The sequence below is a fragment of the Mycoplasma tracheobuteonis genome (assembly GCF_054456995.1).
The window spans coordinates 1-14,718 of the sequence record NZ_JBTKTG010000005.1 but is presented as its reverse complement, the minus strand read 5'-3'; the positions used below and the strand labels follow the sequence as shown (position 1 = coordinate 14,718).

Here is a 14,718-nt window from a genome sequence, read left to right as displayed (position 1 = left end):
TTTCAAATTTATGTTAAAATATGTTTTTCTAATGAAAAGAGGGAGGATTATTATGAAAAAAAATAAAAAACTTTTAATTAAGGCATTATCTTTATCAACTGCAGCTATAACTGCTCCAGTTATTATATTCTCAGCTACTAGTGAAACTAGCACTAACACTAATGAAGCTTTAGAAGCTAAGAAAAATGAACTAAAGCAATATTTAGAACAACATAAATTCCAATTTGGTGTTGGGGGGTTCAGAAACAGAGATATACCAGAAATTAACGAAAGAATTGATAAAGCTAAAAATGAAAAAGATTTAGAATCAATGAAGTCATGAATTGATGAATATTATGGTTATTTAGTTAAGTGATATTTAGCATTCCAAGGGCTTGCACTCGGTGATCCATTTTATTTCAAAAACCCTAACTTTAGTCAATATCTTAAACGTGGTGAGACATATTATCATGGTGATAACTGAGGCTGATCTAGACCTTGAGCTAAAGTTCAAGATAAATCTATAGAAGCTAACAGAAATAGTTTTACTGATATAGTTGTCCATTACTTAAGATGATTCTATCCTGATTCACCTGATCCACTTTGACCAAATGCTAAAGAAAAACAATTTCAAGATAAATTTAATAACTATAGAAAAGATGCTATCGGTCCTAGAAATGCAAGATGACAATATAGCGAAATTATAAATCCTATATACAACTTCAATACTCGTTTGGACACACCAGATAAAAATGTTGATACGCAATACTACACTCACGTTGGGCCTATTGGGATTTTCTATCTTATGTATGTAGCAATGCAAGGAAATGCAAATGGAGCAAAAGGAATTAATACTGCCGGTCTAACCAACAAAGACAGAATTATATCTAATGTTACAAAATATAAAGAACTTTTCAAAAATCTTTTAGATGAAGCTGGTTCACTAGAAAATTATAAAGATTCAAATTTTTACAAAAATCTTATAGGTAACCAAAAAACAAATTTTGAAAATGTTCCTAATTATATAAAAAATATAATTAATCAAACAAAAAATATGGTGACAGTTAACGATGGTATTCATACAATTCAACAAGATGGACGTGGTCAAGTTACAAACTTAATTACAGTTCTTTTCGGTAAGGATGATGCAGAAGTTGATAGAAAACAATCTATATTATCTACAGCTAAAGAACAAGCTGCTGCAAACTATGCAGAAGCGCAAAAACAAGCATTAGATTCTTTAGCTAAATTAGAAGATGGTAAAGTTGATTCAGCATACATCGAAAGTGAAAAAGCTAAGATTAATGAAAACTCATACTCAAATGTTGAAGAACTTAATACAGCAAAAGATAATTATGAAAAACTTAATAGCCTTTGAACTGATATAAATTCTACTTATGACTCATACTCAACTAAAGCTGAAGAAAATAAATATTTAACAGCTTCTCCTGAAAAGCAAACAGCTTACAATGAAGCTTTAGAAAATTTCAAAACAAATCTTTTTACTCTTGTTGAAGATAAAAAACAATTAATTAATCAAGATCCTAAAGCTTTAGAAACACAGTTAGCTCAACTTAAAAAAACACTGCAAACTAAATATGAAGAATTAAATGGTCCTGATAATAAAAATAAGGCTATTGAAGTTATTACTTCACACTCATCAGCTCTATCACCAGAAGCTATTAATAAATTAAAAGAATCAGTTAATACTGCTGATGAATATAGTGATTTAGAAAAAATAATCAACAATCAAGAAACATTTAATTCAAATGCTAATGCTCTTTTACAAACGTTACAAGCAATTAAAAATGACCCTGCAGCTCAGGATTTAAATGATCTTATCCCTAATGAAGAAACTAGAAAAACTGTTGAAGATGCACTTAAAAATGCTGCCGAAGTAGTTACTTCAAATTCTGAAAAAGTAAATTCATTTGATTTTGATAAAGTTAAAGAACTTGCTGATAAGTTAAATGAAGCTAAAACAATTATCGATAACAATAAAAGAACTCCTGAAGAAGAAGAACTTTATCAACAATTATTAGCTAAAAAAGAACATATAGATGCTCTTTTACAAACTCCTGAATTTGCACCTTATCTAGGTGATAAAAAAACTGAGTTACAAGCCTTAATCGGCACCTTTAAAGATGATACTAAGAAAGCTAATGCAGATAAACTTAGAGAGTTAATTACTAAGTATGATAACGCTCTTACTGGTGCTAATAATACAGTTTATGATAATTTTAACAATAAATTAGATACACTTCCTCTAAGCGATTCACTAAGAACTACTTTTAAAGATCAAATTAAACACCGTGATATCGAAAAGATTTCAGAAGCATTAAATAATACTATAGGAAATGCAAAGCGTGTTTCAAGTGTTTATGAAAATGCATTAGGTATTAAAAAAAGACTTGAAGAAAAGAAATCTGAACCAACGTACAAGCTTTCACCAGATCCAGTTAAGCAAAATTACGATAATTTTATAACAAATGATCTTGATGAATTTATAAATAATATAACACCAGATACCCAACCATCTGATTTCACGCAACTTTGAAGACAAAGCTTTGATGTTATTGCTTCTCTTAGACAAGGAAAAACTGAATATGAGACTTTATTAGGTAATATAAATAGCCTTAAAGTTTCAGATACTATTAAAAATAATTTAAAAAATGAACTTAATAAATTAAATTCACAAAATGAAGCATTAACATTCGCAACTAAATTAGATCCATATTTCGATTTAGAAGTAAATCTTGAAAGATTGCAAAATCTAAATGAAACTCAAAAAGAAGCTATTTGAGAAAAATATAAATCACAAGATTCTTTAGAAGGTCTTCAACAAGTTGCTAATGATGCTGCAACTTTAGATGAAGCTGTTAAAAACTTTAAGGATGCTTTAAAAAATGCTAATGACTTAGATAAAAATCAAAAACCTTATAAATTTGCAAGCGATAGTAAAAAACAAGCTTTTGACACAGCATTATCTGATGCTCAAGCTAAAGATAATGACTTATCTGATTTATCAGCTGAACAAATTAATGCTCTTAAAGATACTTTAGTAAAAGCACAAAATGATTTAAATGGTGAAGCTAACTTTAATGGAGCTGTTGCTAAAGCACTTAACGCAATCAAAGAAGCAAATAAAGTAAATAATAATCCTGAATCTTCATTCCTTTCAGATACTTACTTAGAAAATATCAAAAATGAATTAAATGGTGCTGATAGTTTAGAAAAGATTAACGGAATCAAAGATAAATACCTTGATTTAATTAATAAAGTTTCAACAATCAAAAACACTATAGATAAAAATGAACCTTTTTCAGATGATAATTCTGCTATTAAAACAGCTTCATTAGAAAAAGGTAACTCTCAAGAAACATTAGATGCTATTACAGAATTAAATAATGAATACAATCCTAGCCAACTAGGTCAAACTCTTCCATTTAATGAGCTTGATCCCGAAAGCGTAAATCAAATGTACGATAAGGTTGTCGCATTAGAAAAGAAAGCTAGCGATGAACAAAATAACTTTAACAGTAAAAAAGAATACATCGATCAAATTAATGCTTTAGGAAATCTTTCTGAAGTTCAAAAATCAAAATTTATTAAAGACATTTTAGATGAAGATATAAATAATGTTCCTGCTTTACAAGGTATTGTTGCTAATGCTCAAGAACTTGAAAATGCTATGGAAACATTAGGCAGAGCTATTTATGATGCTAGAGGAATCAAAGATCAAAATCAATACCTTTATGCAAGTAAACAACCTAAAGATGCTTTTGATGCCTTAACTTCTGATGAAGCCTTTAATCAACTTGCTCGTGATACATTTTCTTCATTTGATAAAGCGCTTATTCTAGAAAAAGCTAAAGCACTTAATGAAGCAAGAAAGGCTTTAGATGGTGATTTACAATTCGCTAAAAGTAAAGCTACTCAAATTGATGGATTAGAAAATCTTTCTACTGCTCAAAAACAAACAATTAAAGATAATATTTCAAAAGCTAACACTGTACAAGAAGTTGAATCTATGCTTCAAAACGCTAATGACCTTAACACAAACATGGGTACATGAGCTAATACAGTAGTTCAAGCAAATGCAGTTAAACAAACAAACAAGTATACTCAAGCTTCAACTGAATCTAAAGAAGCTTTTGATGCACTTACAACAACAGATAAATTAAATAAAGAAAAAGTTACAACCATTGATCCAGCTCAAGTACTTAACACAAATAATGCACTTAAAGAAGCTATGGATGCTTTAGATGGTGATAGTAATTTTGAACAAGCTCAAAATGATTTAATCGATGCTATTAAGAAAGCTCCATTCTTATCAGAAGAAGCTAAAAACCAAAACATCGAATTAGTAAAAGCAACTACAAAACCTGAAGATCTTAAGAAATTACAAAATAACTTAAATGATTTAAGTGAAAAAATTGCTGCACTTAATAACACAATTCAAAAAGCAAATGAAGTTAAAAATACTCCTTCTTACTCAGAAGCTTCAACTGATAAAAAGAAACTGCTAGATGATAATAATGGTTGATCTACTGAATTACTTAACAGAATTCCAAAAGATAATGATTTACTATTAAATAAAACTGCTCTATATAGTAATAACTTAGAACAATACAATACAGATTTATCTAATGCTATTGAGGGATTAGATGGAACAAGCAATTTAAATCGTGCTAAAGAAGATGCTAACAGTGCTATTGATGGTTTAGAGCACTTATCAGATGAATATAAAGCAACTCTTAAAGCATTAGTTGATTCAAAAAACACTGTTGCCGATGTTAACGACGTCGTTACACAAGCAACTGAATTAAATAATTCAACAAAAGAAATGAAAGACTCACTTTCAAAACTTGAAGACATTACAAATCAACCTAAATATAAAGGCGTAAGTCAAGAAACAAAAGCAAAAGTTACTGAAGCTCTAAATCAAGCTAAAGGTTTATTAACAAATAACTTACTAAACAACAATGTAACTAAAGAATCAGTAGAAGAAGCTAATAAAGCTCTTAAAGAAGCTTTAGCTGCAGTTAATACTGAATTACTTGGAATTGATGAACTTAAAGATGATTTAGCTAAAGAAATTGATAAATTAGCTCACTTATCACAAGCTCAAAAAGATGCTCTAAAAGCAAAAGTTGCAGCTGTTCATGCAAAAGATGAAATTAATGGAATTAAGAAAACAGCTAATGAACTGGATACAGCTATGGATAATTTAGCTAAAACAGTTACAAAAGCTACTGATGTTAAGACAACTCCTAACTATGAACATGCTTCAAATGAGCCTAAACAAGCATTTGACCAAGTTGCTTCTGAAGAAAACCTTAACTCTTTAGCTAAAGATAGCCAAACAAGCATTGATCCTAATGAAATAAATGCTAAATCTCAAACTCTTAACGATGCAATTAATAACCTTGATGGTGATAAAAACATTAGCGATGCTAAGAAAACAGCTAGAGAAGCTATTTCTGCTAAAGAAAACTTAGAACCAAACCAAAAAGATGGTTTCCTTAGTGAATTAGATAATTTAAATACACCAGAAGATGTAAATAAAGTTGTTGAAAAAGCTACAGCTCTTGATAACGCTATTGCTGAACTTAAGAATACATTAAAGACAATTAACGAAAATAAAGAAATTGAGCCAGCTAAATACAACTACCTTAATGCTTCAGATGAAAAAATTAAAGCTCTTGAAGAAGCTATTTCTAAAGCTACAGAAGGTCTTAACGATGCTAAAGGTGTTACAAGCTCAGCTGCAGTTGATGAAATGGTTAATAAATTAGCTTCATTAAATAACGATCTTAAACAAGCTGACGCAAACATTGATGGAAATGCAAACCTTGCAAAGGCTAAAGAAGAAGCATTATCTAAATTAGGACAAATGGAAAACTTATCACCAGAACATAAAACTGATGATACAAATGCAATTAATAATCTTAACTCAGTAAGTGAAGTAAATGCTAAAATAGCCGAAATCAATAAACTTGATAAAGCTACTAAAACACTTACAGATAAGCTTACAGAAGCTCAAAATGTTAAAAATTCAGCTTACTTTAATAAAGCCTCAGACGAAAGTCAAAGTGCTTTAAATACAGCTATTCAAAATGCTATGAATGTACTTGAAGATAGCAAATTAAAAGCAGGTAACAATTCAGAAGAAGCAATTAATACTCTTACAGAGAAACTTGCTACTGCTTTAGAAAATATTCAAAACGATAGTGCTGAAATTAGCAAAGCTCAAGAAGAAGCTAAAAAAGCTATTGATGAATTAACAAACTTATCTAACGAACAAAAACAACAACTTAAAGATAAGGTTGATGCTTCAAATTCTAAAGATAAAATTAATGAAATCGTTAATAATGGTAAAGCAATTGATAACAACCTACAAGCTATGAAAGATTTATTAGCTCAAGTAAATGATGCTAAAAATACTAAGAATTACCTTCTAGCTGATCCTGATAAGCAAGAAAAAGTAAATAACTTAGCAAGCACTCTTGAAAATGCTATTAACGCAAACCAAAATGTTGATGAATTTTCATTAGAAAACAATTCAAAACTTGTTAACGACTTAACACAAGCCTTAAACGATCTAAATGGTTTAGCCAACTTAAATAATTCTAAAGCTAAACTAGGTCAATATGATAACTTAGATGCTAATATTATTAGTGATAAACAAGAAGCTTTAGATAAAGCAAATAGCTTAAATGAACTTAACCAAATTGTTCAAGACGCTAAACTTCTAGATGATCAAACAGCAGAAATGTTAAAAGCATACAGAAAACTAGCTCCATTTAATGAAACAGAACTTAACAAAACTTTATCTGATGAAGCTAAAGAAAAAGTTTCTCAAGCATTAAATAAAGCTAAAAATGTTTTAAGCTCAAATCAAAAACTTAACAAATCAGATGCTGATCTTGTTAAAATCACAAAAGAACTTAACGATGCTCTTACATTTGCAAAAGAAAATGGTAAAAAGAATAATCCATGATTATACTGAGTATTATTCTTAACTATGTCTGTTGTTTTATTCATCGGCGGAACAATTGCTTTAGTTAAATCTAAGAAATAATTTAATTTTGGAACGATACTTCGGTATCGTTTTTTCTATGTAATTTTGGGTGCAAAAAAAACGTATAACCCTAATTTTAAGAGTTATACGTTTTTAATATCAATTCATCTTGGAAAGCTTATTCCTAAGAATCGTGATGTATCTTAATTATTTCTTAGTTTTAATAAATATTGCTAGGGCTGCAAATCATATGATACTACTTGCGATAACAACATATGCTCATCATGGGAAGGCACTTGCTGTTTCCTTGATTTCTGTAAGTATTGTTGATTGTACAACAGGGAACATTTGTTTAAGTGCTGTTGAATTTAATATATTCTTAAGGTTTGCAACTTGTTCTTTAGAATATTGGCTGCTTGATAAGATTTCAAAGTATTTATTATTTGCTACAACTTGTTTGAATGAAGAATAAATATCATTATCTTTTGCTAATTGATCAATAGCGTTATTAAATTCAGTTTCATTATTCTTTTGAAGTGATTCAACAAGCTTAATTAAGTTATTTGCTGTATTTACAAGGTTTTGTGCTTTGCTATTTAAAGCATTAACTTCTATAGAAGGATCTTTAGCAACAACCGGTTTAAATTCACTAATTAAGTTAGTTAAATTATTTAATTTGTTTGAGTAATCACTATCTTTAACATTAGAATTTTCATAGTTCTTTAATGCGTTAAGAATTGGACTAAAGTCGCTTAATCCATTTATAGCATTATTAATATCTTCTAAATCTTTCGCAGGAACTTTATCTTTTAGTGAATTTGTATCATTGATAATACTGTTAATATCATTTTGATCTACTACAGGCAATTTATTAATTATGATATTAATGTTATTTTTAATTTGATTAATTTGGGAAGCAATTTGGTTATTTAAATCATTTGCAGTTTTTAAAGCATCCATAGCTTCTTTATATGTAAGTGCATTATTAAATTCTTTATTAGCTTTATTTTTATCATCATTTGATAAGTTAGTAAGCTTATTAAGGTAATCTGTAGCAAATGGTATTTGACTATCATCTTGCATGAATTTTTCATCGCTAAATTGAATAATTTCAGCAGCTAGATTTGTAAGCGTATCTATTTGAGCTTGAAGATTTGCTTTTATAGTATCATCAAGTTTATTTTCACTTTGAACTTTATTAACGATATCTTTAGCGACTTTTAAAGCTTGCTTAAAGTTAGAAATAATTTGAGTTGAACTATTAAAGGCGTGGTTAGTTTTTAAAAGTTTGTCTCAATCAGCAAGTTTAAGATTTGTGTCAGTAACAAGCTTATCTATTTCTTCTTTTAAGTTATGCTTATTAATTGCATTTTGGAGTGCATCTTCTAATTTTTGTGTTTCTGTTTTAATGATGTTTTCAGTTAAATTAGGTTGAGTTAATACATTTTCAGCATTATTAATTGCTGTTGTTAAATCTGAATCATTTAAGGTTTCGTTTTCTTTCTTAGCTTTAGCAATTTCTTTGCGTAATGGTTCAGTTAATAATGCTTTTTCAAGCTTATCTATAGCATCTTGATATTGTGGTTCTATGCTATCTTTAAGAGTTCCATCAGCATAAGTAATTGCTTCTTTAAGCTCATCAGTAGGTTCCATAACTTCTTTAGCTTTAGCATCTAATTTAGTTAATTTATCCCTTAAGATTGCTGTGTTGATTTTGTCTGCTAAAGTCTTTACTTCTTGCTCATTAGGCTGTGCATTTGATTTTAAGGTTGATGCAACAAACTCGTTAGCATTATTGATTGCAGTTGTTAAATCACTAATTTTATCTTGAATATCATTTGCATTATCAAATGCTTTATAGATAGGTTCTAATTTTAAGTTAATTCCTAAATTATTATCTATCTTAATAAAAGCATTAACGGTTGATTCTTTTACAGCTATATCACTTATTTCATCAGTTACTTTTTGTTTAAGATTTTTAAGAGTAGTTGATGAATTATTTGTAATTTGTGCAAGTTTTTCATCAATATAAGTCTTAATAGTTAGGATTTTAACAAGTGTAAGGTTGTTAGTAAGAGCTGATCTAGTTTCTCTACAATCTGGTTCGCTTATATTTTGAATATTAGCATCTTTTTCACTATATGGGCTAAATACAATTTGAGCTTTAGCATAGCTTTCCTTAAATTCTTTAACTTTTGGATCTAATGTATCTAATTTATTATAAGCATCTAAATGTTGATTAATAAATTCAGAAGCGTTTGTGTAAGCTGTTTTTAAGCTTGTCATGCTTAATATTAGAATGTTTATATCTTGAACTTTTTCGTTTAATGAAAGTATTAGTTGATCAGCTTGTGAAATATCATTTATGTTTGCAGGCGGAATATTTCCTAAAGCATTTTGTTGTGCTTGAACTAAGACAGTTGATGTCATAGCTGTTTTAATTGCATCAATAAATTTATTGTAAATTTGGTTAAATCTAGCTAAGTAATCAGCATTATTTGTAATGCGAGGTGCATTTACTAGTTCTAAAATATTGTTAAATACATCTTCACCAATGAAGTTTTTAATAATTTTAGTTGTTGCATTTAATTCAGTAAATATTGAAGCTAATGAAACGTTATATCCATTAAGTTTGTCATATTCTGCTTTAAGAGCATTATAAATGTCATCTATAGTATTTACGTTTCCTGATTCAATAACATTATAAGGAATAGCATTATTATAAGCTTTTATAAAATCTTTTCTGTTGGTTGCTAAACTTACAAAAACACTTTCATTAGGTTGGTTAATGTTTAAACTTGCTAAATAATTATCATAGAAGTCATGGATTGCCTTCATTGAATCGTTGATTTGGCTAAAAATATTAGGCTTATTTTGAATACTTGCATCATTATAAAGAATAGTTGTAAAGTCTTTAAATCCAGGTAAAATATCTTCTTTACTTAAAAGCTCATCAATTTTTACACTACTAAAAATATTTGCATCTGTAAAAATTTTGTTGTATAGAGAAAGTTGATATTCATTAAGATATTGATAAGTTGCACTTGGATTATTTAATATATTAGCTTTATAATTTTGGATTTGATTTGCTTCATATAAGGCAAGTTGTACTTGTTTTAATCATTTCAATTTATTAGGTGTTGCATCTAAACTATTGAATGTATTAAAGTTAATTGTACCTTGAGTGTATTTTAATAATTTCACAATACTGTTTTTTTCATCTTCATTTAAGTTTGCTAATGATTTAACATAACTAATAGCTTTATCACTAATAAATGCATTAATTTTGTCGTAGTATTTTGCATCAGCATTATTTTCAAAAGTAAAGTTTTCTAATGTGACATCATTAAGAAGATTATTTGCTTCAGCTAAATCAAATAAGGCAACTGGTTTATTAGTCTTAGCATCAAAATTAATTTGACTAAAGAAGTTTGTTAGTGCAAATTTTGGATAATCTTTTAAAGTGTCATATCTTCCATGCATATTATTAACTAAATTATTTATGGCATCATTAAGTTTATCTATAGTGCCATAAGAATAATTATATTCATGGACATTATTTTCTTTAGAATTACTTAAAATATCAGAATTAATAGTTGTGAATAGAAGTGCTGAAGGAAGATTATATTTAGATGCTGTAATAATTTTTGAATCAGGTGTAATGTTATCCATTGATGAAACTATAGTGTTGATATTGCTTTTATCAACTGCACTGCTTGTAATGCGTAATGCTGTTGAAAGTAAAGCAATTAATTTTCCTTGATCATCTGACATGTTATAAATATATGCATTTTTATCAGCTAATCATTTAGTTAAATTATTGTCATCATTACCATTTCCGTAGAATTGTCCATTAGTAAAGATTGTTTCTGGATTTTCATCGTCACCATTGCCGATAAGTACTTTAGCTAGTGTCTTGTTAAGCTTTTTATATGATTTTATTAAAAGATTAAAATCATTATCTAAAAAGTCTTGAATGCCCTTTTTGGTTTTTTCTGTTATAACACCATTTTGAATGTTATCTAATGAAAAGATTTTGTTATAAATCATTTCTGCATAGAACAATAAATCATTGTACGTTATTGCTTTATCATCGCTATCGCTTGAATTGATATTAGTATCTTCTTTAAGTTTATTACGGATTTTTTCATATGTAGTTACATAGTAATCAAAAAGCTTAGCATAAGAGTCGTAAATATTATTCAATTGGTCAGCAGTCAAATCACTATTTTTAATTAATGAACCATAATCTTTAAATAAGATATCAATGGTTTTGTATTTACTGCTTGTGATAGTTAGTAATTCATATGTGTTGCTTGGATATTTATAATCTTGATCATTAATGTATTTTTGACTATCATTTTGTCATCCGTAATTAGTTGAAGCTGAAATGGCATCAATATTAGGAATCACAAAAACCTTTATATCATTAATTGTTTTAAATGATTTTAGAGCTGGATGAGCATCAGGTGAAAACATAAATTTAACTGGATTATCAGTTGGAACAGTGTTTACTGGCATTGGAATTAATTTTGCTGAGCTAATACTATTTCTTCACTCTGGGAAAGAAATTAAAGGATTAGATAAAGTAGCAAATAGATTTGATGAATTACTTGCATAAGTAAGAACTTTATTCTTAAATTGAGCTTCAGCTAAGATTTTCGCAATTCCAGCTTCTCTTTGAGGATAAAACTCAATTTGTTTATTTTGATCACCTATTGTTGTGTTATTTTTAACTAAATTAAAAATATTTTGAACATATGCATCTCTTTGAGATTTTTCTAGTCCGGTTAAAGTATTAATAATATCTATTGCATTTAAGATATCACTTATTATTGATGAATATGAATTAGGTATTAATTGTGGGTTAAGGTTTTTATTATTTGTTGTAATTGCTTTGTAGGTAATTTGTTCTGGGTTAACTACAGTATTTTTGTAAGAAGCTAAAAATTCAATATCTTCTTTTGCTTTCTTCATTGTATTTACAAATGTTACATATGTTTTAGAATTTTTGCCTTCGGTTATTTGAATGCTGTGGTATTTTGCATTTCCACCATCAGCAACCGGAAGAGCTTCTTTATACTTATTATATGTAGTTTTTAATTCTGATTCTTTGCCTTGAAGAGCTAATAAAGCATTTACATATTGAATGATATGCTCACGTGAAGTTTGTCTTAAAACTTGATTTTTAAATGCTGTTTTATATTCATCTGAATATAAAGTTGTTGAATCTATTAATTCAAAAGCTTTATTGATCACTTCGTCGCTAGTTGCGTTTGTAACATCATCAAATCCATTTCCGGTGTAATTTTCTACATTGCTAAAAGCATCATTATATGTTGTAACTAAATTATTTAGCTTATTAATAGCATCGTTAGTATCTACGATTGGCCCGTGGAATTCTTTTGATATTTTATATGAAGGAACTGACTTAGAAATTCAATTTTCTAAATCTGTATGTGCAGTAGGGATTTTATTTCTTAAATCTGTTGGAACTAAAAGGAAACGCATAAAGTTTTCAAGAAGTTTTCTTTTTTCTGGATCTTGAGAATTTCAATTTTCTATAGTAAGTAGCTCATTAGGATTTAATTCACCATCTTCATCCTCAACAATAAGTTTTTGAATCTTTTGAAATTCTGCTCATTTAGTGTCGTTAGCTAAAGTTGTTTGCACTTTATAAGACGCATATAATAATTGAGCAATTTGTTGATATCAAAAATTATTTTCAGAGTCATTAAAGTTATCTATATTTCAATCTGCAGTTATTCCTTCTATTAAAGCATTGATTTGATTATTAGTTAAAGACATTTTACTAATAATTTCATCAGCATTATCAACATTGTTTAACAAGTTTTTAAGAATGTTTACAACCATTGCAGGTTTTTTGTTTTCCTTAATTTGATTTAATAAGATAATTTTTAATTTATTACTTCAATTGAAATTTGAGAAAAATGAAATCGTATTATCTTTATCTAATGTAGGAAGTAGATAAGCGTGTGTTGGTAATTTATTTAGTGGTGGGATTTGATTATCATATAAAAATGGATTCATGAGAATGTATTCTGATCAATCATCAACATAAAAGAATCTGTCATATTGTATATTATCATCAAAATCTTGCGTTAATGTAAGCCTTCCATCTTGATAAAAATTTTCATAAGATTCAAGTGCTTCTTTAGGTCATTTTGATAAATCTGTATTAAATTTTAAGTCTATAGTGAATTTTTGAAGTTTTTTATTAAATGCATCTTGACGTGCTTTGTTTAATAAACTTGCTGGAATTTTAGCTATAACTTGTTCATTATATTTTAATGTATATCCTACACCGTTAGGAATAAAAACATCATTATCAGAATTACCATTTCTATAATCTGCTTGTTCAGTTATTTTTAAGTGCAGAGTTCTGTAATCGCTTCTTTTATATGTAAGAGAATGAGAAGCGACATAATTTCTATTGTGTGTTACGTGTTTAACTTGATATCCTCTGTATCAAGATAAAACAGCACTAATTCCAGAAGGTTTATCGCTTTCAGCATAAACGTATTTTCTGTCATTATTATTAATGTATATAGGGTTTTGACTTTCTACTGTTTCGAATTCCACCACAACAGTTGGATTATAATTGCTATCTCTATATCATTGATTTCCCGTAGTAACTTCACCTAAAAGGGCATATCCCATATTTGACATGTTTTTAGCAAGAGGTGAGTCAGGAGCTTGTTTTAACATAGAAACATACATGCTTCCCATTTTTGTAGGATCATTATTTTCAGCATCACCATTAACAAGGTTTGAAAGATAATCATCACCTAGTAGTGTCGCATTTATAGAACTTGCATATTTTAAATTATTAAGTAAAAATGGAGTGTTTGCAATTGTACTTTCAGAACTTGATGAAGATCCAAGCATGTCATATCATTTTTTAGGAAATACATTGTTTTGTATCAATTGTTGCTTATTTATATAATTACCATAGTAATATGCATTTTGGTCACCAAGAACTTGATTATTTTTTATAAAATCGTTTACATCTAATTCTTGTGTTATACCATTTGTTGGATCAAAGGTATTAGGGATTTCAACTGATGTGGCATTTTCATTGTTATTTAAACCATTAACAATATAGCTAAAATATCCCTTTTTATCTTCTACTGATATAGGGTTATAGTTTTTGTCTTTAGCAATAACTGATACTTTAACTGAATTTGTTACTAGTTGTAAATCGTGAGTAAGTACAATACCAAAATTCATATTTCCATATCCATCAGGTGTTCAACTGTTTTGGTTTTGTTCCGGCTTTACATCGGATGTAGGATCTTTAGGTGTAAAGTAGTTATTAAATGTTGCTCTTCATTTTCTAACACGTTTTGTTGATGAATAGAACAAATTATTATCTGGTGCAGAGATTTCTTCTAAGTAAACAACATTAGCCATGTTATTGTTGTTTATCTTTTTAACACTATCATCTAAAGGTGTAGTAGAAAAATAATTTCCTAAACTTTTATTATCCTCATCATATTGACGTACATCTCAAGCACTTTCTTTTTGGGTAAATTCCAGATGGTCTTTATTCATATCTGGTGCGATATTTCCGAAAAATGGATCTTGATTATCAGCTTCGTTTCTTGATAAATCTATATATGAATTAATTACATAATTAGGTAATAGACCAATTTTTGTGTAATCACTTCGGTCTTTTGTAGATATATTATAAA

General features: G+C 28.4%; 2 protein-coding genes. One reads left to right on the top strand and one right to left on the bottom strand.

The window, feature by feature from the left end:
- Window positions 1–52 precede the first annotated feature (52 nt).
- The gene (locus tag ACX1M8_RS01665) at window positions 53–7,063 is read left to right on the top strand and encodes a hypothetical protein (protein WP_458836661.1); all 7,011 of its coding nucleotides are present in this window, start codon (window positions 53–55) and stop codon (window positions 7,061–7,063) included.
- Between the two features lie 147 nt (window positions 7,064–7,210).
- Here ACX1M8_RS01665 and ACX1M8_RS01660 read toward each other — a convergent pair.
- On the bottom strand, window positions 7,211–14,718 hold a 7,508-nt coding region (locus tag ACX1M8_RS01660), incomplete at its 5' end, for a coiled-coil domain-containing protein (RefSeq protein WP_458836660.1).